The 22,093-nt window shown below is 41.4% G+C and carries 12 protein-coding genes; 3 read left to right on the forward strand and 9 right to left on the reverse strand.

Translation table 11 applies throughout. The features are described from left to right. Positions 1 to 578: 578 nt before the first annotated feature. From OK025_RS25480 to OK025_RS25490, 3 genes are all read right to left on the reverse strand, one after another. Positions 579 to 2,081 (reverse strand): SusD/RagB family nutrient-binding outer membrane lipoprotein, encoded by a 1,503-nt coding sequence (locus OK025_RS25480; RefSeq protein WP_317667566.1) that lies wholly within the window; start codon positions 2,079 to 2,081, stop codon positions 579 to 581. Between the two features lie 54 nt (positions 2,082 to 2,135). Then, a complete protein-coding gene (locus tag OK025_RS25485; RefSeq protein ID WP_317667568.1) occupies positions 2,136 to 5,369 on the reverse strand; it encodes a SusC/RagA family TonB-linked outer membrane protein in 3,234 nt (1,077 codons plus the stop codon). A gap of 403 nt (positions 5,370 to 5,772) precedes the next feature. Next, on the reverse strand, positions 5,773 to 6,657 hold the full coding sequence (locus OK025_RS25490) for an AraC family transcriptional regulator (protein ID WP_317667569.1): 885 nt from the start codon (positions 6,655 to 6,657) through the stop codon (positions 5,773 to 5,775). Positions 6,658 to 7,162: 505 nt separating this feature from the next. Between OK025_RS25490 and OK025_RS25495 the strand changes: the two genes are divergently transcribed. The 3 genes from OK025_RS25495 to OK025_RS25505 all read left to right on the forward strand — a co-directional run bounded on the left by OK025_RS25495 (position 7,163) and on the right by OK025_RS25505 (position 12,500). Continuing rightward, positions 7,163 to 8,551, forward strand: coding sequence for a Xaa-Pro aminopeptidase (locus OK025_RS25495; RefSeq protein WP_317667570.1), 1,389 nt, complete (start codon positions 7,163 to 7,165; stop codon positions 8,549 to 8,551). Between the two features lie 78 nt (positions 8,552 to 8,629). Next, positions 8,630 to 10,804, forward strand: coding sequence for a S9 family peptidase (locus OK025_RS25500; RefSeq protein WP_317667571.1), 2,175 nt, complete (start codon positions 8,630 to 8,632; stop codon positions 10,802 to 10,804). Positions 10,805 to 10,826: 22 nt separating this feature from the next. Continuing rightward, positions 10,827 to 12,500: a M1 family metallopeptidase gene (locus OK025_RS25505; RefSeq protein ID WP_317667572.1), complete on the forward strand. Its 1,674-nt coding sequence runs from the start codon at positions 10,827 to 10,829 to the stop codon at positions 12,498 to 12,500. Positions 12,501 to 12,748: 248 nt separating this feature from the next. Here the strand turns inward: OK025_RS25505 and OK025_RS25510 are convergent, their stop codons facing one another. From OK025_RS25510 to OK025_RS25535, 6 genes are read right to left on the reverse strand one after another with little or no spacing between them, the layout of a single operon-like run. Next, positions 12,749 to 14,980, reverse strand: coding sequence for a S9 family peptidase (locus OK025_RS25510; RefSeq protein WP_317667574.1), 2,232 nt, complete (start codon positions 14,978 to 14,980; stop codon positions 12,749 to 12,751). Next, positions 14,967 to 16,391, reverse strand: a complete 1,425-nt coding sequence (locus OK025_RS25515; RefSeq protein WP_317667576.1) for an APC family permease — start codon at positions 16,389 to 16,391, stop codon at positions 14,967 to 14,969. The genes OK025_RS25510 and OK025_RS25515 overlap by 14 nt, the downstream gene beginning before the upstream one ends. 6 nt (positions 16,392 to 16,397) lie before the next feature. Then, complete coding sequence (locus tag OK025_RS25520) at positions 16,398 to 18,170, reverse strand: DUF885 family protein (RefSeq protein WP_317667577.1); 1,773 nt, start codon at positions 18,168 to 18,170, stop codon at positions 16,398 to 16,400. Between the two features lie 31 nt (positions 18,171 to 18,201). Next, complete coding sequence (locus OK025_RS25525) at positions 18,202 to 19,464, reverse strand: NAD(P)/FAD-dependent oxidoreductase (RefSeq protein WP_317667578.1); 1,263 nt, start codon at positions 19,462 to 19,464, stop codon at positions 18,202 to 18,204. A 40-nt stretch (positions 19,465 to 19,504) separates the two neighbouring features. Further along, positions 19,505 to 20,503, reverse strand: coding sequence for a 4-hydroxyproline epimerase (locus OK025_RS25530; RefSeq protein ID WP_182332804.1), 999 nt, complete (start codon positions 20,501 to 20,503; stop codon positions 19,505 to 19,507). A 35-nt stretch (positions 20,504 to 20,538) separates the two neighbouring features. Further along, positions 20,539 to 21,996: an aldehyde dehydrogenase (NADP(+)) gene (locus OK025_RS25535; protein WP_317667579.1), complete on the reverse strand. Its 1,458-nt coding sequence runs from the start codon at positions 21,994 to 21,996 to the stop codon at positions 20,539 to 20,541. Positions 21,997 to 22,093 lie beyond the last annotated feature (97 nt).

Genomic DNA, 22,093 nt, shown 5'->3' on the forward strand with positions numbered 1-22,093 from the left:
CAGCATGCTGGAGAGCACATTCTGTGGAATAAGAGATACCGCCCTTTTAACCATTGGCGCGGTCCTTTATAAATAATTAAGATAAACACTAAAGCAGTTACATAGGTATATCAACGTTTAACTAATCACAATTTTCAATCAATGTTTAAACAGTAATTAGTCACTAATTATTCAGTCCCTACTGAGTCATCACTGAGCAAGCACTGAACGAGCACTGAACGAACACTGAACAAGTATTGTCGAAAGAGATAAATTAGTACCTACTTGATCTCCATAGTTGCTTCGAAAAAATCGCATTACTTCCTATTCATTCTTGCATGCTACAGAATCCCTTTGGTATTACTAAGCTTGGTCGTGGAATTAGCCCGCATGGTTAGTTATCCGCAAAAGGTCTGCCGTGGATAGAACGGGATCCACTATTGGTCAGTATCAAAAAGAAGACATTCTAACTGATACACGCACATTTGAATTCAGAATGTAGTAAACAAAATATCGATTTACTGATGCGATTTAAGGGCTATAAAAAAAACAGCGAGACAACCGAAGTTGCCTCGCTGCATAAAAATAAACATATGAAACTAAAATTTTCCTGTTCGTTTATCCCACCACATCTGTTCACCCCACACATAATCTTTTACTTTAGTAGCGGCCGCTTCCACATTTGCTGTATTGTTTACATATTCACTGTTCGGATATGGTACACGCCAAGGTTGATCGTTATGATCCTTTCCATAAATGGAATTAAGGGATGGATAATTTGTTGATGGAATCCCTGTTCTTCGATATAAACTCCAAGCTTCGTAATTCTCCTTGAACAGTGCAACCCACATATCCCACCAAATACGTTCCTTTGTATTATTCCACTCTCCTGCTCCTTTTAAATACTCATTTGTAGCGTCTTGAGAAATACCATTTTCAGCCATGGATAAATTCACTGCCTTTTCATAGGCATCTTTTGCTGTAATCTTGACGTTGTACCCCAACATTGCGGCTTCAGCTAAATTATAGTAGGTTTCACAAGATTTAAAAAATGGTACGGATCCAGCAGGATCGCGTATATACTTATCACCAATCCAAGAAATAGTATCTAATTTTTTAGGTCCCGATGTTAATCCATTTTGATAACCAAGATATGCTCCGACATTATTTTTTGTCGCTATCGTAGCTATTCTAGGATCCGCTGTTTCAAGCATATGGTCAATAAAAATATCAGACAAACCCCAATTGTCAATGCGTTTTCCATAAACTCCGGAATTATACCATGGTTCTAGATATGGAAGTGCTCCGGGGAACTGAACCGCAGTATTTTCTCCATTGTTCTCAATCAGCGGATATTTAGTTGGACTGGCTGCAATTTCTTCTATAGTGGTTTTAGCTAAACTAGATGATACTCCGGAAATACGTATTGCCATTCTAAGCCGTAATGAGTTACAGAATTTTTGCCATAAAAGCATCTGATCTTTGAGAGATCTATCTTTGTTCCAGTAAACAATATCGAATTCTCCAAGTTCATCTTCACCAATCCCAGCAGCCATTTCATCAGCGATACTTTTCAGATCTGCCATCACTGCAGGATAAATATCCTCCTGTTTGTCATATTTTGCCAATAATATACTCCCATCTTCCGGCTTACCTTTCAATGCTTCAGAATAGGGAACATCGCGCCATCCCTCAGTTAATAAAAACCACATGTAGTCCCGCCAGATTCGGCTAACAGTTCTTATATTTTTATATGCATCTGCTTTTGCTTCTGTCTTTGCAAGAATATCTTTAATTTGTGTATTGTTATAATAACAATTATACCATCGATTACCATATGTATTATTCGTTGGATTTAATCCACCCAGGTAATCCATGTATTGAATCTTAACAATATATCCTGCAAATGTTCCATATCCATCGATATCACCTCCAAAAGATTCCGCAGTGTTACGGAGTATATTGGTCAACATATTTGCAGGTGGAACATCCGGTAAAGCATCGGGATCAGTATTGATCTCGGCAAATTTTTTAGTACATCCAGAAAAAATCACCATAGAGATTATGACTGGCATACTTAGTTTCTTTAATAAACTTTTCATAGTTTCTTATCTATTTTAAAATAATAGAATCGATTTTATTATTCTCTAATTCTGTTAAAATGAAAATCCTAATTTAAGTCCGATACTTCTCGAAGAAGGAACTGTAGCTTGTTCAAAACCTATTCCTCTGCTATCACTGGAAACACCGCTTGTTTCTGGATCAAGGCGCATCGTGTTTGATTTATGTACCCAAAGCAATGCTAAATTAGAACCGATCAAAGATACATTGGCACGTTTGATCCCTTTAATCCTGCTATAAATATGAGAAGGAACAGTATAGGTTAGATAGGCTTCACGTAATTTAAGGAATGAGCCATCAAAGACGTAGCTTTCTGAAATTCCGCCTGATTCGAACCAATCTTGAGCATTGGTCTCAATGGTGTTAGTTACCCAGCCACCATTACCATCCGACATAACAAAACGCTCGTTGGTCATTACATCCTTACCAGCGACAATTGCTCTTTCGCGAACACCGTTTGCTGCGGTAACTTCTGCTACCCCTGTTGTATAGGCATGAGCCATAGTCTGGGACCAAATATCCCCTCCTTTTCGGAAATCGAGCATAAAACCAAAACTGAAATCTTTATACCTAAAATCATTTCGGATACTTGCTAAAAAATCTGGAGTGACATTACCAATGACTTGACTTGCCTTTGAAGCCACTAGACCACTGCTATTAACTTTAATAGCTCCTTTCATTGGGCCGTCTTCAACGCGATCATATCCCGTACCTTTCAATGCGCCCCATGCCTCACCGACTGTTGCTGTATTTGCGATTCCCCAGGTCCAACCCACTTGATAGGTCTTTAAATTCAATTCTGGATATAACTCTAAAATCTTATTTCTATCTCTAGAAAAATTAACTGTCGTAGTCCAATTTAAACCATTCTCATTTTTTAAAATGTCGCCTCTTAATTGTAACTCTACCCCCTTGCTTTCAATATTACCCGCATTCAATACCATATTACTAAAACCAACTACATTCGAGGTCGTCACTGGTAGAATTTGTTTTTTCGCATTTTTATGATAATAAGTAAAATCAGCATGGATACGATCTTTCAAAATACCAATCTCAGTTCCTACCTCCCATGTATAAATCGCTTCTGGTTCTAAATTGTCTATTGCAAATGTCATACTCTTATACATTTGTGCTAAACCATTGAAGGCATTGGGTTGGGCATAATAGTAATTCCCATTACGATAAGGTGTGGTAGCATTACCTACCTTAGCAACGTTCAAACGTAATTTCCAAAAAGACAACACGTCGCTTCTTAGATTAGCAAAAGAGGTGGTTGGAAGCCAGCTTAAACTTGCCGAAGGATAAAAAAATGATTTTGTTAATGTGGATGACCAATCATTACGGGCTGTTGCATCTAAATACAATTGATCTTTCCAACCAATGGAAGCCTGACCATAGATTGAATTTGAACGATTGTGTGCATGATCCATATTGGTAACAGCATCGCCTATTTTATTTGTGATCGTATACACACCTAAAACAGTTAAACCACTGGCTCCTAAACTATTTGATTCAAACTGATTATCCCTATAGTTTAAACCAACCAATCCCAAAACATCGAAATCACCATATTTTTTATTAAAATTTGCGAGAAAATCAGCATTAAATTCAGAGTTACTGCTCTTAATTTCATTGAAACTTCCAAGCGGGTGATCGTAGTTATAATAATTCCGTTCGAAAATATTTGTATGATAGTAGTCCAAGCCTACTCGCCCCTCAAATTTTAGAAATTCGAAAGGTTGGTAGTACAGGGATGATTTACCAAAAATGCGATTTGTCTTTAGGGAATTCAACGAATTATACATTGAATAATAAGGATTCATATGATAATTGGAATTCCAATTATAATAGGTGTAATTTCCCTGTTCATCTCTTTGATTCCAATTTTTCTTCAAATCTTGCATGTCAACTTGACGCCCGAACCAAATCAAACCGTTCATAGGATTAGCACCATCATACCCCTGCATAATTAAGTTTCCACTTTCAGTCCGTGTGAAAGTAGACATGATATCATATGAAAACTTATCATTAATTTGATAAGTATTATTTAGTTGTGCCGAATATTTTTTCTGATCGGTGTTAGGTACCGTTCCTTTTTGATCACGAAAAGATAAAGAGGCACGAGTTGAAGATCGATCATTTTTTGCCAAAAGAGAAAGGTTGTGATTCTGCGAATAGCCCAATTGAAAAAAGTCTTTTACATTATTCGGGTGCGATATCCAAGGCGTTGCCTGTCTTACGCCATTCACTACTGGACTGTTAAACTGAGGTAACTGTAGTCCAATATCCAACCTCGGGCCCCATGATTCGTCAAAACCGTCATTAATACCACCTCCGGCACCATTTACATAAGAAAACGAACTATCTTGCGCAAACTGTTGATATGTTATTCCCTTACCTTTTGCCAGTAGCCCATAGTTATATTCATCACCTCTAGAACCCTGGCCATATAAATTCTGATACTTAGGAATTGTAGATGCCTGATCTACAGTAAAATTTCCATCATAAGACAATACAACACCATTTTTTGCTCTTTTTCCTGATTTTGTTGTAATCATTAGTACTCCCTTACCAGCCCGCATACCGTATAAAGCTGCAGAGCCCCCCTTCAAAAGGGTAACACTTTCAATATCTTCTGGATTGATATCATTTAACCCTGATCCGTAATCCACCCCGCTATACGTGTTATCACCTGTACGTTGCGTCGTATTTGACATTGGTACCCCATCTATTACCACCAATGGTTGTTGATCAGAAAGTAAAGAGGTATTTCCACGTACTGAAATCCTTGCTGACGCCCCTACAGCTCCCCCAAATTGATTAACTTGGACGCCAGCAACTTTTCCAGATAGTGAACTTGTAAGATTCAACTGACCCGCATCTGTCAATTCTTTAGCTTTAACTTCCTGAATTGCTGCTCCTAATGATTTTTTAGAGCGCGTAATCCCCATCGCTGATACGACTACTTCGTCTAGACTCGTTTCATCAGGTTCAAGCTTAACCTGAATTGTACTCTGATTGGTTAAGTTAACTTCTTTACGACCATAACCGATAGCCGACACACTTAAAGTACCAGCTTGCTTATAGTTAATCGTAAATTCACCATTTTGTCCAGTCTGTGTTGCTGTTCCATCCCGAAGTGTGATTGTAACCCCGGGGATAGGTTTCCCGTCTTGGTCGACCACCTTCCCCTTTAAAACTGTTTGCGCATATACTGCCGAGCTTACCAAGACAGTAGCGGCTAGCATAGCAATGCTTTTTCTGTTCATAAGTTTAGTTTCAGATGTGTTAGTTTATAGTGCTTTTTATAACAACTAAGTTAGAGGTACGGAGCTTTTCTTGTTAACCGAATTTTGACAAGTATTGCCCAGTTCTTAACCCAAAGTGTTAAATATTTAAGACTGCGGTCCCGCCAAGAACTATTCATTTAAAATACAGCTAAAACCTTAAACCTGAAATCTGCGGATTTTTAGGATGGTGGTCTATTCAAAAAATATCAGCGGTAAAATCCCAAAAAAGTTTTATACTCTTTTAGAATTTTACCGCTGATACAATATATATTCCGGTGCCTATGGAATCAGATTGATAGCTAAATTGATTAGAACACGAGACTTATCTAATATCGCGATCTGAAGTTTTCCGCGATTTAAATCCCGATTGGAATTTCATACACTAAATGACAGAATACAATGTTTGTTTATACTGCTGCACATATTCCTTTGGATTACAGCCCACAATTTGCTTAAAAACCCGATTAAAATTAGTGATGCTATTAAACCCACAGTTGTAGGCAATAAAAGAAACGCTATCCAAGTGATCCTCATTTAACTGGTTACAAACTTCCTTCACTCTTATCCGGTTAAGATAAGTCACAAAAGTAACACCGCAATGCTTTTTAAAATATCGACAAAATGCCTGCGGAGTAAGATTTGCATGATCAGCAACATCTTCCAGCGTAATTTCGTCTTTATAGTGCTCCTTAATATAATTACAGATGAAATTAATGCGGTTTGATCCATGCATTGTATCAAAGGCCACTTCTACCCGCTCGTTACATAGCGCATCTGCCTCCCGTGAAATATTTGCCAATGCTCTTAGTAAATAAAAAAAGTGCATTAACTTCTCCATCTGATCAGCGGAATTCAATTGACAAACCCGTTCCGATATCTGCTCAAAATACCTCTCCGGCACCTTAAATCCTCTGGAATTATTATAGATAAATTGATTCAGCGATTCAAATTCATCCAAAGAAAATAGTGATTTCAGCTTACCATTGGGATCAAAAAAGATAGAAACAGAACGTGATTCATTGGAAAGACCGTCTTGGGACGCTGACTTAAAAACGTGAGGTTGATTCGCCCCTAAAAAGAATATATCATTTTCCTTAAAGGGATGTAGCGTATCTTCAACAATCAAAATTCCACTACCTTTTTTTATCCACATTAACTGAGCTTCCTGATGACGGTGAAAATAAGGATAGAAAGTTTCCAAAACATCTTCTTGAACAGTTAAACTTTGCCCTCGGGTTGTTGGCACGTTAAATTGAAGCGTTTTCATAGTTTATTTAGTTTTATGTTTACTGTTTAGTAATATAAATATAACAACTACAATGGAAGATTACTTCTTGCAAACAAAACATAAAAATACTATACCAAAATATGTTTAGAATTCGACAATATTTAATAATCCCTAAGAAATATGCAAACCAAAACAAAGAATTCACATTAAAAATTCACCAGCAGTAAAAAAATGGGTTAAAATACAATTAGACTTTGATAAATTGTGCAAATTATTATTCAACAGAAAGGCTGAACTTTATTTAATTTCGTTGTTTGACCTTTTTAGAGACAAAATGGCGAGCATATTCATTTGTAACAACAGCAAACACTACACTATCAAAGATAGACCTTTAAATAAATGATTTTGACATGCATAAATTTTACGATATTCGTATTAGACAATAACCCGCTAGGTAGACAATTCTACTTCAAGCCGAAGCAGATTACAAACAATTCATGATTCTAGCACAACAAAAACAGTACTTCCTTTAATTTCCAAACTTATGTTCAAAAAAGAAATATTTCTTAATCGCCGAAATAATCTGTTATCAACGTTCACAACTGGCAAAATTCTTTTGTTAGGCAACATTGAAAATCCGATCAATTTTGAGCACAATACTTATCCGTTTCGCCAAGACAGCAGCTTTTTGTATTATATCGGTATCAAAAGTCCACGTTTGGCGGCTGTATTGGACACCGAAAAAAACGAGACCATCCTATTCGGCGATGAAATGACCATTGACGATATTGTGTGGATGGGGCAACAACAGACTTTAGCTGAAAAGGCTGACCTTTCTGGTATCAGCAAGGTCCTTCCTTTCAATCAACTCTTCGACTACCTTAGCAAAGGAAAACAGGAAGATATTCACTACCTTCCTCCTTATCAGTCGCATAATAAGTTATTACTTGAGCAGCTAACCGGCCGTCCCGCAAATCAGCTCCAACCTTCTGAGGCTTTGATTAAAGCTATCGTTGCACAACGGAGTATCAAATCGGCCGAAGAAATTATCGAAATAGAGAAAGCCGTAGATATTGCTGTTGATATGCACCGCATTGCTATGCGAATGACAAAACCTGATCTTTACGAATATCAGATCAGCAATGCCATGCAACATTTTGCGCAAGATCAGGGAACCTCCTTCTCCTATCCGCCGATAGTCACAAAAAGGGGTGAAATTCTACACAATCATATGCAATTTCATCAGCTTTATGAAGGTGATATCCTGCTTAATGACTCGGGCGTGGAAACAGCTATGGGTTATGCTTCGGACCTGACCAGAACCTTTCCCGTAGGAAAACGTTTTACGGCTTTACAGGAGGAAATTTACCAGATTGTCTTACATGCGTTTAAATCAGCAGAGCAGCTGCTGACATCCGGAATTCGTTTTAAAGAAATACATTTAAAAGCCTGTGAAGCGCTTGTAGATGGACTTATACAAACTGGCTTCATGAAAGGCAACGCGCAAGATGCAGTCACGAATCACGCGCATGCGCTTTTCTTTCAATGTGGATTAGGCCATATGCTCGGTCTTGATGTGCATGATATGGAGGATCTTGGTGAACAATATGTAGGCTATACCGAAGCTGAGCCAAAAGATACCAAGACTTTTGGAATCAAATCGCTGCGGCTAGGTAAGAAATTGGAGGCTGGCAATGTGCTAACCGTTGAACCCGGCATCTATATTATCCCGGAATTAACGCAGCTTTGGGAACAGCAAAATTTACACAAGGACTTTATCAATTATGATTTCTTAAAAAAACATCTCGATTTCGGTGGGGTCCGTATTGAAGATAATTATCTTATTGAAACAGATGGATACCGTCGTTTAGGAAAATACCTTGAACGCGAGATTCAGGAGATCTATCAACTCAAAGACAATCCAATTGATTAATTAACGAACAACTAACATAATGATAAACCCAAAAAGTAAACTTAAATTCTTTTGGGGTCAACTCAAACAGATAAACAAATGAACAGCATTAAACAGTCGATCTTTATTATTCTAATACTGATTTTTCAGGTTCCAGCTTCCCTTTTTGCGCAGCGACTCTGGACAGATCATGGTGATCAATATTATGAATTTTCCGACAAGGGAATAGAAATGGTCAACCCTAAAAATGGGGTGCGCTCCATCTTCCTTTCACAGCAATCGCTTATTCCGAAAGGCGCAACGGTCGCCTTGAAAGTCGAAAATTTTTCCATTTCCAAAAACAAGGAGCTTATATTGATCTATACCAATAGTAAAAGAGTTTGGCGCGAGAATACAAGAGGCGATTATTGGGTTTACAACAAGAAGACCAATCAGTTGCAGCAACTAGGCCAAAAATTCCCGACCTCACAACTGATGTTTGCGAAATTTAACCCACAAGCAGATAAAGTCGCCTACGTTAATAAAGCCGACCATAATGTTTACGTGGAAGATCTCGCTAATGGCAGCATCGTTTCCGTTACCAAAGATGGAACAGACCGTTTAATCAATGGTACTTTCGACTGGGTATACGAGGAAGAATTTGGCTGTAAAGATGGTTTCCGCTGGTCGCCGGACGGTGCTTCCATTGCTTATTGGAAGCTTGATGCCCGCAACATCCGTAATTTTCTGATGATCAACAATACGGATAGCCTCTACTCCTATACCATTCCCGTGGAGTATCCTAAAGTTGGACAATCGCCGAGTGCCTGTTCGATATGGACCTATGAAATTGCCACTGGAAAAAATACCATGCTGAATATCCCGGGAGATCCCAACCAGCACTATATTCCCCGCATGGAATGGTGTCTTGATAGCAAGCAGGTTATCCTAGAGCAGCTCAACAGAAAACAAAATGAGAGCAAAATTTATACCGTCGCTCTCTCCGATAATAAAGCGCAAAATATACACCAGGAGCAAAGCGACTCGTGGATTGATATCAAAGCACGATGGAACAACAATGATCCTTCGGGATGGGACTGGGTTCAAGGTGGCAAGGCCTTCATCTGGGTCTCGGAAAAGGACGGCTGGCGCAAAATCTATCAGATTGATTTATCGGGCAACGAGAAGCTGGTTATGAAAGCGGACTATGATATGATCAATCTTGACTTTTTCGATCCGAAAAATGAAACGATTTATTTTACCGCCTCTCCAAACAATGCAACGCAGAAGTATCTGTATAGTGTATCAACGAAAGGCGGAATTCCAAAAAGACTGACCCCGGCCTCATACGAAGGCACCTGCGATTATGATATTTCAAAAGACGGTAAAATTGCCATCTTCAGCTTTAGCAACCGGGCAACCTTAAAACACAATGCCGTTATTGAGTTACCGACACACAAAATACTCGTAGACTTTGATTTTAAACGTGAAAAGAAAGTCAGCGATGGTATTGCCGAGTTTTTTAAAGTTAAAACAACGGACGGTATTGAGTTAGACGGCTGGATGGTAAAACCACTTGATTTCGATCCCAATAAAAAGTATCCTGTCGTCTTTATGGTCTACGGCGAACCAGCATCACAAACTGTATTAGACAATTTTGGTGCAGGTTATAACAGTTTATATAAAGGAAATATGGCGCAGGATGGCTACATTTATATTTCTTTGGATAATCGCGGAACTCCTGCTCCTAAAGGCAGCTTGTGGCGAAAAAGCATCTACCGCAATATCGGACAGCTCAATATTCGCGACCAGGCTTCGGCAACACAAGAAATTCTGAAATGGCCTTTTGTCGACAGTTCACGCGTGGCCGTCTGGGGCTGGAGCGGTGGCGGATCAAGCACGCTTAACCTACTGGGACAATATCCTCAAATCTATAAAACGGGTATTGCTATTGCAGCTGTAGCAAATCAGCTCCTTTACGACAATGTATACCAAGAACGCTACATGGGCCTCCCTCAGGAAAATCTTGCAGACTTTGAAAACGGCTCGCCGCTGAAATATGCAAAAAACATCAAAGGTAACTTACTCTATATCCATGGAACCGGAGACGACAATGTGCATTATCAAAATGCAGAAGTCCTGATCAATGAACTGATCAAAAATAACGTGCAGTTCCAGTTGATGTCTTACCCCAACCGCAGCCATTCGATCAGCGAGGGACAAGGCACGCATGAGCATTTAAAAACATTATTTACAAACTATCTAAAATTACATTGCCCTCCGGGTGGAAGATAGACCGAATAGTTATCATTTACAGATGAAAAGAATACTATTATATGCACTGGGAACCTGTGGTCTACTGACCGCAGGTATACAGCAATCAGCAGCACAGCTGATGAAAGAAAAAAATGACTTCACAAGAGCGGATTCACTGCGCGGATATCTGTCACCGCTGCGAACCTGCTACGATATCCAATATTATCATTTGGATGTTAAGGTAGATATAGACAATAAGTTTATTTCGGGTTCAAACCTTTTCCGTTTCAAGGCCACAACTGATTTTAATCGCCTGCAATTTGATCTTTTTGCAAATCTCAACGTAGACAAAGTCGTATATAAGGGGAAAGAACTTTCCTTTACCAGAGAACACAATGCTGTCTTTGTCGAATTTCCTGCGACTATCAAGAAAGGAATACAGGAAGAGTTTACGGTATATTACGAAGGCCATCCTACAGAAGCGGTCAAAGCTCCCTGGGACGGCGGCTTTGACTGGAAAAAAGATAGCAATGGAAAGCCATGGGTGGCAACGGCCTGCCAGGGTATGGGCGCGAGTGTCTGGTGGCCAAACAAAGACCATCAATCCGATGAAGTGGATAGTATGCTGATTTCCATCGCTGTCCCAAAAGAGGTGATGAATGTATCCAATGGACGTTTGGTCAAGGTAGAAAAGATGAAGGATGGTTACACCAAATACCACTGGAAAGTTGCCAATCCAATCAACAACTACAATGTCGCCATCAACATCGGCGACTACGTTCATTTTAAGGAAAAATACAAAGGTGAAAAAGGACCATTGGATATAGACTACTATATTTTGCGCGAAAACGATACGGCAGAAAAAAAAGCCCATCTTCAAAAAAACGCCAACCAGACCTTAGAAGCCTTTGAACATTGGTTTGGTCCATATCCCTTCTATGAAGATGGCTATAAACTTGTTGAAACCTACCATACCGGCATGGAACACCAGAGTGCCATCGCCTACGGTAACCATTACCAGAATGGCTATCGCGGCGGAGATGCGTCTGGAACCGGCTGGGGACATAAATGGGATTTTATTGTGGTCCACGAATCTGGTCATGAATGGTTTGGCAACAATATTACTTCAGCTGATCTGGCAGATATGTGGATCCACGAAAGCTTCACTAATTATTCCGAAGGCTTATTTATCGACTATTTCTATGGTAAGGAAGCCAGCCAGGCTTACGCCCATGGTATCCGGAGCGGGATCCAAAATGATAGCCCCATCCAGGGCCCCTACCACGTAAATAAAGAAGGATCTGGGGATATGTATCCCAAAGGCGGTGTTATGCTCAACATGATCCGTACGATGATCGACAATGATGAAAAGTGGCGGAATATTCTCAGGGGATTAAACAGCAAGTTTTATCACCAACAAGTCGATTATACTGATGTTGTCAACTACGTAAGCCAGCAGTCCGGTCTAGACCTGTTAAAAGTATTTGAACAGTATGTAAAACATACTGGCATTCCTACACTGGAGATCAAACAAGATCCTTCAGGCAGAATATTGGGTCGCTGGATCAGCGAAGTCAAAGGCTTCCATATGCCCATACATATTGGCGTAAAAGGTCAAAAAAGAGAACTTATCCAGTTGGACCAACATTTCAGACCGATTAAAGTGGCCGGTTTAACAAAAGAGAATATCGATATTGATACGTTTAACTATTATGTCGGCGTATTGGTCGAATAAAAACAGCTTCAACGTTACCAACATGAAATAAACACAGCGCCCCAGAAAGTTAGCTACTTTCCGGGGCGCTGTGTTTTTGAACCACTCTTATCGCTTCATACCTATTCCCAATTGAAATAAAACCTTCATGACTTCGCAGACTCCAACAGCAATAAAAGCATACCGAAGGTCCTTTCAATAAGATCCAGACTCGTTCAGGAAAAACAGGAAATAGGCCTGCATTAGCGGATTATTGTCCTGATGAAAGATCAATACTGATTCCAGGCAGGCGGATCTACGCCAAGAAGATGTTTTACAAAATAGTCCCTTCTTTTTCGTTCACCATAATCTCCCCCGGAAGAATGCCCCATCCCAGGAACCATGATAAAATCATGATTCTTACGCGCTTTGATCAACGCATCAACCAATTGGAAAGTGGATGAAGGATCCACATTATCATCAAGTTCTCCAACAATCAGCAAAAGATTTCCTTCCAGCTTAGCGGCATTTTCGATATTCGAGCTAGCCGCATATTCAGGACCTACAGGCCAGCCCATCCATTGCTCGTTCCACCATATTTTATCCATTCGGTTATCGTGACAGCCACAGGAGGAAACGCCAACTTTGTAAAACTCGGGATGGAATAACAACGCGCCGGTTGAACTTTGCCCCCCAGCAGATGTGCCATAAATCCCTACCCTGCCGATATCCATGTATTTATATTGCTTTGACGCGGCCTGCATCCAGGCAATTCGATCCGGGAAGCCCGCATCTTTCAGATTTTTCCAACAGACATCATGAAAAGCCTTTGAACGATTTGAGGTCCCCATGCCGTCGATCTGTACCACAATAAAGCCCAATTCGGCGAGTTCGTACATCCCGCTCGGGTTGCTGTAAAATGATTTTGGTACGAAAGAACTATGGGGTCCCGCATAAATGTATTCGATGACAGGGTAGCTTTTAGCGGGATCAAAATTCGTCGGCCGAATAATAATCCCCCAGATATCCGTTACGCCATCACGTCCCTTGGCTTTAAAAACCTCTGGTGCACGCCACCCTGTAGTTTCGAGCAGACTACTGTTTGTTTTCTCCAACTCCATGATAATACCGCCATTTTTGTCGCGCAATACTGAAATTGGCGGCTGATCGACCCGGGAATACGTATCCACAAACTGCGAATAGTCTTTATTGAAAAAAGCTTGATGATTTGCATTTTCTTCGGTCAGCAGTTTTAAGCCCTTTCCGTCTAAACCGATAGCGTAATAGTGGACCAAATAGGGATCTTCTGCGGCATTCATTCCGCTGCCTTCGAAAATAACCGTTCGTTTTTCAGCATCAACATGCACAACTTTCCGAACAACCCAGTTTCCTTTCGTTATCTGGTTCTTTACTTTTCCAGTAATTCCATCATAGAGATACAGGTGGTTCCATCCATCACGCTCAGAGGCCCATACAATCTCCTTTCCATCGGCCAGATCCTCCCGGTATTTCTTGCCGCTATAATCAATAAAGGTCTTATTCTGCTCTTGAATTAGAAAACTCGAGTTACCGCTATTTGCATCCATCTGCATGACGCCATAGACTTGATGCCCCCGTTTGTTATACTCGAAGGTAAATGCTCTGCTGTCATCGCGCCAGGAAAGATCCGAAAGGTAAAATTGATTTGGTATGAGTGCAGCATCAAACACCGATAGTCGATCTTTTTCAAGATCATATAAGATAGGTAGTTTTTGCGCAAGCTCATCTCCGGGCTTCACGTAATCGCGTGTCTGAATTTTAGGCTGCAGTTGATCTTTAGGAGAAGATTCAATAAGCGTCAGTTGCCTGATCTCTATTTTTTGAGTTTTTACTGTAGCCAGCTTACGACTATCAGGTGCCCATTGAATATCATTGCTATAATAATTTGCCGTGTTGCCGTCAAAGGTAATTTGTCGCGCTTCTTTTGTGTTTCCCTTTATTGCCAGGAATACATTATTATTGCGGATAAATGCCACATGTTTTTTATCTGGAGACTCAACTTCCCTATAGGCATTTCCCTGTTCACGCTGCCCCCAATAGCGCGTATTTCGATCTTTATTTCCACTTGCAGCGCCCTGGCTCAATTGCGAGGAACGACGGTTCCAGATCCACAGGTAGCCCGCGATATCGAGCGACACTTGATCCTGGTCCAGCAATTTTATCTGATCATTGGAAATAACACGACTTTCGATTTTCCGCCCTAGTTTTTCATCCACTAACGAAAATACTTTCGTCAGATCAAACAGCTGTTCTTTTGTTTTTGCCTGGGGATTGACCAAAATATACTCTTTTCCCTGCAACGTATTTCGATCATACCAAAAGAGATCCCCCTTATCATTCCAAGAAAACTGGCCGGGCAGATTTTCAATTTTGTTGGTCAATTGTTTTTTTAGGTTTTGTGCACGTGTATAATCTGCCAAAGTTCCTTGACCAAACAGAAACTGTGCCGACAACAACAAAACCGCTGTACTAAGAAACTTCATACTTTCTTCGCTTAGGATTGATTAAATAATAGATCGGGATACCCAATAGTGCAATGATAATGCCTGGCCAGGTATAGTTGGGTTTGAAAATGACCATCAACCCAATAAAGGCAAGTCCCATCAGAATATAAAGAACGGGAAGAAAAGGATAGCCAAATGCTTTATAGGGTCTGTTCAAATCTGGACGTGTGATACGGAGACGAATAATACCCGCAATCGCGAGTACATAAAATATGACTACCACGCAGGTAATCATGTCCAATAAATCACCATATTTTCCGCTTAAACACCATATTGACGCAGCGGCACATTGTATCCAGAGTGCCCAGGCAGGTACCGCATGCGCATTGAGCTTACCCGCCCTTTTAAAAAACAAACCGTCTTTGGCCATAGAATAATACACCCTCGCTCCTGCCAGGATAATCCCATTATTACAGCCAAAAGTGCTGATCATGATCATAATGGCTATAATAGTAATCCCAAAAGGACCAAAAACCTCTTGTGCGACACTCATGGCTACACGATCTTTTGGTGCATTGACCATAGCTTCCAAAGGCAATATGCCGGTATACATCAAATTAGTCAGAAGATAGATCACAGTAACTAGCAAAGTCCCTAATGCAAGACTCAAGCCGATATTACGCTGTGGATTGTTAATTTCGCCAGCCACTGCGGAAGATGAGTGCCAGGAATCGCTGCTGAAGAGCGCACCGACCATAGCCGCAGAAAAAGCACCCATTGCTGAAAATCCATCATAGGATGTGTAGGTTCCATCCGTATTTAAACGGCGCATTGACCAAAGAGATATATTGTCCCAGTTCCAAGTCCAAACTTCATGTTTCAAAGCCAGGAATCCAAAGAGCAACAAGAGCAACAGACTCCCGATCTTGATCAATGTGATGGATGTCTGTACGCGCTTTCCGCTATTTACGCCTCTTGAATTAATATAGGTTAATACAATAATGACGGCAATTGCCAGCAGCTGCGCTGCCGATACCCGATAATCTGACCATTCTAGCAGGTAAACATCTTCATCCATAGAAGGGAAGAGATAGGCTGTAAATTTCGCAAAAGCTACCCCCACAGCCGCTATAGTCGCAGTTTGTATAACGGCAAAAAATGTCCAGCCAAATACAAAACTTAACACTGGCCCATAAGCCTCCCGTAGGTAAATGTATTGTCCTCCTGCCTTTGGAAACATCGCACTCAATTCTCCATAGCTCAACGCTGCAGTCAATGTCATAAAACCACAAATCAGCCATACGACCATCATCCAGCCTGCAGACCCCGTGTTGCGCGCAATATCCGCAGATACAATAAAAATCCCAGAACCGATCATACTTCCAACCACCAGCATAGTGGCATCCAGTAACCCGAGAGACTTTTGAAAAGTTTGTTTCGACTCACTCATAAACACCTAGTTATTAAAATGATAAAACTTCCAGTTTGTCTCATAATCGGGGGTTAACTTCTCGCCCTTGATAATCGCTCTCAACATTTCCATCGGTAGATAATTTTCTTTGATCACACGGTCATGGAATGCAGCAAATGACATTTTCCCTTGATCTACGACCTCCTCTTTGATACGCATCAATTGCAAGCCGCCTACGAGATAGGCCAGCTGATATAGAGGATCATAGGAACCTTCAAACGATCTCTTTACTTCACCGTGCGCATTAGCCGACTCAAATCCCACGCGGTTTACCAGATAATCGATGCATTGCTGCGGCGTCCACTCCCCTAAATGAAATTTAATACTAAAGGTTATTCTTGCACAGCGATGCATGCGCCAAAATAACATCCCGATTCGCTCCTCCGGAGTTTTTGCAAATCCCTTGCTATACAGCAGCAATTCCCAGTACAATGTCCATCCTTCCGTCCAAAATGGCGTATTAAAAGCCTCTTCGCGGTAAGGCTTGTAACGCCTATTCATGAAATATTGCAGATGATGACCGGGAATCAATTCATGCTGGACTGTGCCACGGGAGAAATAAGGATTATTGCCACGCATACTCATCAGTTTCGCCTGCTGATCCATCGTGTTTGTCGGATAGGATATGCTAATTTCCCGTCCGCCTGTAAAAAAGGGGTTGACCCGCTGCCGTTCAGGTGTCATCATGATCATGCCCCAAGTCTCATCTGCCAGCTCAGGAATAGTCATGAGTTTATTTTGTTCAATAAATTGCTGTGCATCGTTATACAATCTCATGATGAGCTCCGGCTGTTCTCCAATGGGTACGTAGGAGTTTTTAACCTTTTCCTGTGCAGCCCGCCAGTCATCGCCGAACCCCATTTCACGGCTCGCTTTCAATAACTCGGCCTCACACCATTTAAACTCCTGATCAGCCAATTTTAGAAGATCGGCAGCTGTATAACTGATCATTTCTGCTTTGAGCCTTCGGTTTATCTCTTTTTCCCCAATAGGCCAACCAGCAATCTGGCTATCATCATCAAACACTTTCCAATCACTTTTTGCGGCCAATTTCTCTTTATAATCCGAGAGCTTGCCTTTCACCTGCTGAAATATAGCCGGTACCCACCAGGTAAATTCAGGGTCGTATCCATTATAGAAATCGAAGGTGCTGGTGATCCTTAAGTCCAGTGAATTTAATAAGGCAACCAGAAAGTTAACATCTGAATAAGGAATATTGGTCTTTTCCTGAAGCGCAGCTATTGACCGATCGATTTCACCGGCGACCAGCGTCAGCTCTTTCGCGACATCTTCTCCTGCCAGACGCTTCCCCCTACGGCGTTCCTTTTCAAGTGCAAAAATTCGCTGTGCGAAAGGTAAATACACGGATAACCGGTTGTAATTCGACTCATCTTCTTTCAATGAAAGCAGATCACTTTTTAGTTTGCGCTTCAGTAAGATAAAATCTACCTGCCCCGATGTTTCGAGTTCTTCATAGGGGAACTTGTCCAGCTTCTTCAAATATTCGTTATCCAAACGCTGAAGACGTGCTAACTGTTCGGGCGAAGCGGCAGCCCGCTGATTGCCCCAGCCTTTGGGCATAGGGCCATAAAAATAGTTTATCGCCTCAACATCATGCCCATATTGCACAATATAAGGCTCTATAGGAGTTGTATGGTCGTATAATTTCATCTTTTGTGCATGCATGGAGACCGGGAATAGAAAGAGTAGTCCATAAAACAATGTTTTGGGAGCTATAAAAGAAAAAGAACGATTCATAATTCGGGTGTTGGTTTACAGCATAATTTTATCAGTCGAAACGATCAGGTCTAAAACCAGCGATTTCAGACTCTATTTTCTGTCCTGCCAATAAATCTGCAACAACTTTCCCATAGGCAGGGCCCAAGCTCAAGCCCATCATACCACCCCCACCGGCAACTAGGACATTATCAAATTTTTTCAATCTTCCCAGATAGGGCAATCCATCAGGCGAGCAGGGTCTGTAACCATACCATATTTTTTCGCTTGGGTAATCGACCTTCAATTCCGGATAATATTTTGGAATGGATTCCACAATTCCGCGGACACGATTTTCATAAATTTTGTCATTTGCTGGTCCCAATTCCATCGTACCGCTGAATCGGATCTGGCCATTCATGGGTGTTACAGCAACACGAGCCTCCAGTAATAATGCCGCATGATTCAATGTATTCTCTTTCTCGGGTTGATACATAAAGGAATACCCTTTTCCCGGCATAAGCGGTGTATTTACGTGCAACTTTGATGTGAGCTGCGGCAAATAAGCGCCACCAGTCAAGACAAAAGCATCCGCCTGAAAACTCCCTTTGTTGCTGATCGCCTCTTTCACCTTATTTTCGGCTGTTATAAATTTACTGACCTCAGTTTCTTCGAAAAAAGCTACGCCTGCGGCTTTCAAATATTGAATCAATTGCCGCATTAACTTTGGTGGATATAATTTTCCGTCACAGCGATAAAGTATAGCACCTAAAACATCCAGCTTCAGATTAGGCTCCAGTTCTTGAACGGCATTCCCCTCCAAAATATCGACATCAAGTCCAAGATCCTGGGCACGATGGGCCAATTCAATTTCTTCATGCTGCATTTCCTTGGATTTATACATCATCAGGATCCCGTTCTGCTTCAGTTCAAAATCAAACCCCTCCTCCTGCGCCAATTCATCATATAATCTGCTGCTGTAAAGATTCAAATCACGTATTGCAGTCGCATGCTGTTCTACGTGTGAGCGATTAGCATGTTTTAAAAACTTCAATCCCCAATTGATCATTCGTGGATTTAGCGAAGGCCGTACATAAAAAGGGCTTTTACTATTGAACATCCACTTTATCCCCTGCGCTACAATACCGGGGGCAGCCAAGGGCGTAAAATGACTGGGGACAATCATGCCGGCATTGCCATAAGAACAGTTATTGTCCAAGGTATTTTTTTCGAGGATTTTCACATCCCATCCGTCTCTTACAAGGTAATAGGCGGAAGCAAGTCCTGCAATTCCTGCACCAACGACGACAACCGTACCTCTATTATTTTCTTTCACGTTGCTCTTGTCTTATTAATTTTTTAAATCACCTGAACTATTAAATCACCTGAAAACCGCCAAAATAAGGATCCTCATCATCCAAAAAAATGGTATTATAGCCTGTTATCCGTGCCCAGCCTTCGATGGATGGGACAATGGCCGGTTTGCCATCCACGGTTGTTTCAGCCTCAATTTTACCGGTAAATTGTGAACCGATATAACTTTCATGTATAAACTCCATCCCTTTCTTGAGTTTCCCTTTAGCATACCATTGCGCCATACGGGCTGATGTACCTGTACCACATGGTGAACGGTCCAATGCATTGTCGCCAACCAGTACTGCATTGCGACCCGACGAGTTGGGTAGTTTAGGATCCCCTGTCCATTGGATGTGAGTCAATCCATGTATATTAGCATCTTCGGGATGAACAAAAGAATATTTTTCGTTCAGCAGCTGACGGATTATTTTTCCATAATGAATGAGCTGGCTGGCTGAATAGGAACTGATATCTTGAAAATTAGTCTGCGGATCAATAATGCCGTAGAAGTTTCCACCGTAGGCAACATCGACGCTGATGTTGCCTAGATCCGGGCAATCGACCGTTAAGGCTTCAGCATATAAAAAGGACTTGACGTTCGTAAGCTTTACACTTTTCACCTTAGGTCCCTCTTGAACATAATCGATATGTACAAGTCCAGCCGGAGTTTCCAGCCTTAATTTTCCGGGAACTTTAGGTTGAACGAGCCCCTCCTCAATGGCAATCGTCACCGTACCGATCGTTCCATGTCCACACATCGGCAGACAGCCGCTGGTTTCAATGTAAAGGACACCAATATCATTTTGCGGATCAAAGGGCGGATAAAGCATACTGCCGCTCATCATGTCATGCCCTCTTGGTTCAAACATCAATCCCATACGGATCCAATCGTACTCACGTATAAAATGCAACCTGCGCTCCATCATGGAATTCCCCTGTAATAATGGGGCTCCTCCTGCCACCAATCGAACGGGACAACCACAGGTATGCGAATCAATGCAAAAAAAAGTCTTCTTCATTTCTGATCACTTGTTTATATGGTCATTTGTTTCTATTATGCTTTAGTCCATTGCTGGTTGACCAAACGGTCAATTTGTAATGGGTTTCCGTCTTGTAGTTCTTTAGGCAAAAATTCATTTGGCCAATTTTGAAAACTAATGGGGCGAATAAAGCGCTTTACCGCATCGGCCCCTACAGAAGTAAAACGCGCATCTGTGGTTGCCGGATACGGTCCGCCATGATGCATAGCATACTGTACTTCAACCCCAGTTGGCATACCCTGAAACAAAAGCCTTCCGCATTTGTCCTGTGCAATTGAAAAGAGTGCCTGGCATTCGCGGATGTCCTGCGCCGATGCCGCAAAAGTGATGGTTATCTGTCCTTCGAGCTGCTCCATTACATTTTTCATTTCATTGAGGTCCGCACAGGATATAATTAGCCCAAAAGGTCCAAAAACCTCTTCCAATAACTTAGGATTAGCCAAAACTTGGCTTGCTTCCGCCTCAGCAAGCAGGGCCTGCGCAAAATCTTGCGCTGTATTATCCTGCCCTTCTTCCAATATACTGACACCATCGTATTGAACCATTTCCCCTTTTAAACGGTTGTAGCTATCCAATATTCCTGCGTGCAGCATTTTGCCGGTAGAAGCAGCTTGAAGTTCCTTCTTCAACTCCGCTTTAAATCGATCCAGCTGTTCGCCGCCGACACTTACTAAAACACCTGGATTGGTACAAAATTGGCCAACACCTAAAAGCAGTGAGGCAATATACTGCTTAGCAAAAGGTTCCAGATTATTCCCTAAGTAGTCCGGTAAAAGAAAAACCGGATTTACGCTCCCCATTTCGGCAAATACAGGAATAGGATCAGGTCTTGACTGGCCCAGGTCAAATAAAGCTTTCCCGCCACGGAAAGAACCTGTAAATGCGACTGCTTTTACGAATCTGTGGCGGACCAATTGTTGTCCAGCAGCAAATGAATCCGACAACACATGATTAAAAACGCCACTTGGGGCTCCTTGTTTTGAAATCGCCCGATCAATAGCGTCAGCCATTAATTGCGAAGTTTTAAGATGAGCGGGATGTGCTTTTACGATAACCGAACAGCCGGCACCAATGGCACTGGCTGTATCCCCACCTGCCGTTGAAAAAGCAAAAGGAAAGTTGCTTGCGCCAAAAACCACAACAGGACCTAGCCCTTTATTATACTTCCGTAAATCAAATTGACCATTTGGGTCACGATCTATCCGTGCTTCACTGTATAAACCAGTTCGCACAGCATCGGCATATCGACGCCATTGATTGACCGTTCTCGCTTTTTCACCTTGCAGTCTACCCAAAGGAAGGGCCGTTTCCAGATGGGCCGTTTCAATCAGGATGTCTCCCAATGCCTCAATTTCAGCGGCAATGGCATACATCAATTCCGCCCGTTCAATGACATCAGTTTTTTGAAGAAACTGAAATCCAGCCTCCGCCTGTTTTACGACGTAATCAATCTCATTTTCGTTTCTATCCATTCCTTTTGTTTTCATTGTAAGTATCTATCTTCAAAAATCAATAAAAACCTTCCTGATATCTTTATTCCTTGCGGCTTTAAATATAATAAGAAGGTCC

Origin of the sequence: Sphingobacterium sp. UGAL515B_05, assembly GCF_033097525.1 — a bacterium.
Taxonomy (GTDB): domain Bacteria; phylum Bacteroidota; class Bacteroidia; order Sphingobacteriales; family Sphingobacteriaceae; genus Sphingobacterium.

Bases quoted from the DNA above. Each gene is read 5' to 3' on its own strand.
- OK025_RS25480 (WP_317667566.1), bottom strand. From the start codon at position 2,081: ATGAAAAGTTTATTAAAGAAACTAAGTATGCCAGTCATAATCTCTATG.
- OK025_RS25485 (WP_317667568.1), bottom strand. From the start codon at position 5,369: ATGAACAGAAAAAGCATTGCTATGCTAGCCGCTACTGTCTTGGTAAGC.
- OK025_RS25490 (WP_317667569.1), bottom strand. From the start codon at position 6,657: ATGAAAACGCTTCAATTTAACGTGCCAACAACCCGAGGGCAAAGTTTA.
- OK025_RS25495 (WP_317667570.1), top strand. From the start codon at position 7,163: ATGTTCAAAAAAGAAATATTTCTTAATCGCCGAAATAATCTGTTATCA.
- OK025_RS25500 (WP_317667571.1), top strand. From the start codon at position 8,630: ATGAACAGCATTAAACAGTCGATCTTTATTATTCTAATACTGATTTTT.
- OK025_RS25505 (WP_317667572.1), top strand. From the start codon at position 10,827: ATGAAAAGAATACTATTATATGCACTGGGAACCTGTGGTCTACTGACC.
- OK025_RS25510 (WP_317667574.1), bottom strand. From the start codon at position 14,980: ATGAAGTTTCTTAGTACAGCGGTTTTGTTGTTGTCGGCACAGTTTCTG.
- OK025_RS25515 (WP_317667576.1), bottom strand. From the start codon at position 16,391: ATGAGTGAGTCGAAACAAACTTTTCAAAAGTCTCTCGGGTTACTGGAT.
- OK025_RS25520 (WP_317667577.1), bottom strand. From the start codon at position 18,170: ATGAATCGTTCTTTTTCTTTTATAGCTCCCAAAACATTGTTTTATGGA.
- OK025_RS25530 (WP_182332804.1), bottom strand. From the start codon at position 20,503: ATGAAGAAGACTTTTTTTTGCATTGATTCGCATACCTGTGGTTGTCCC.
- OK025_RS25535 (WP_317667579.1), bottom strand. From the start codon at position 21,996: ATGGATAGAAACGAAAATGAGATTGATTACGTCGTAAAACAGGCGGAG.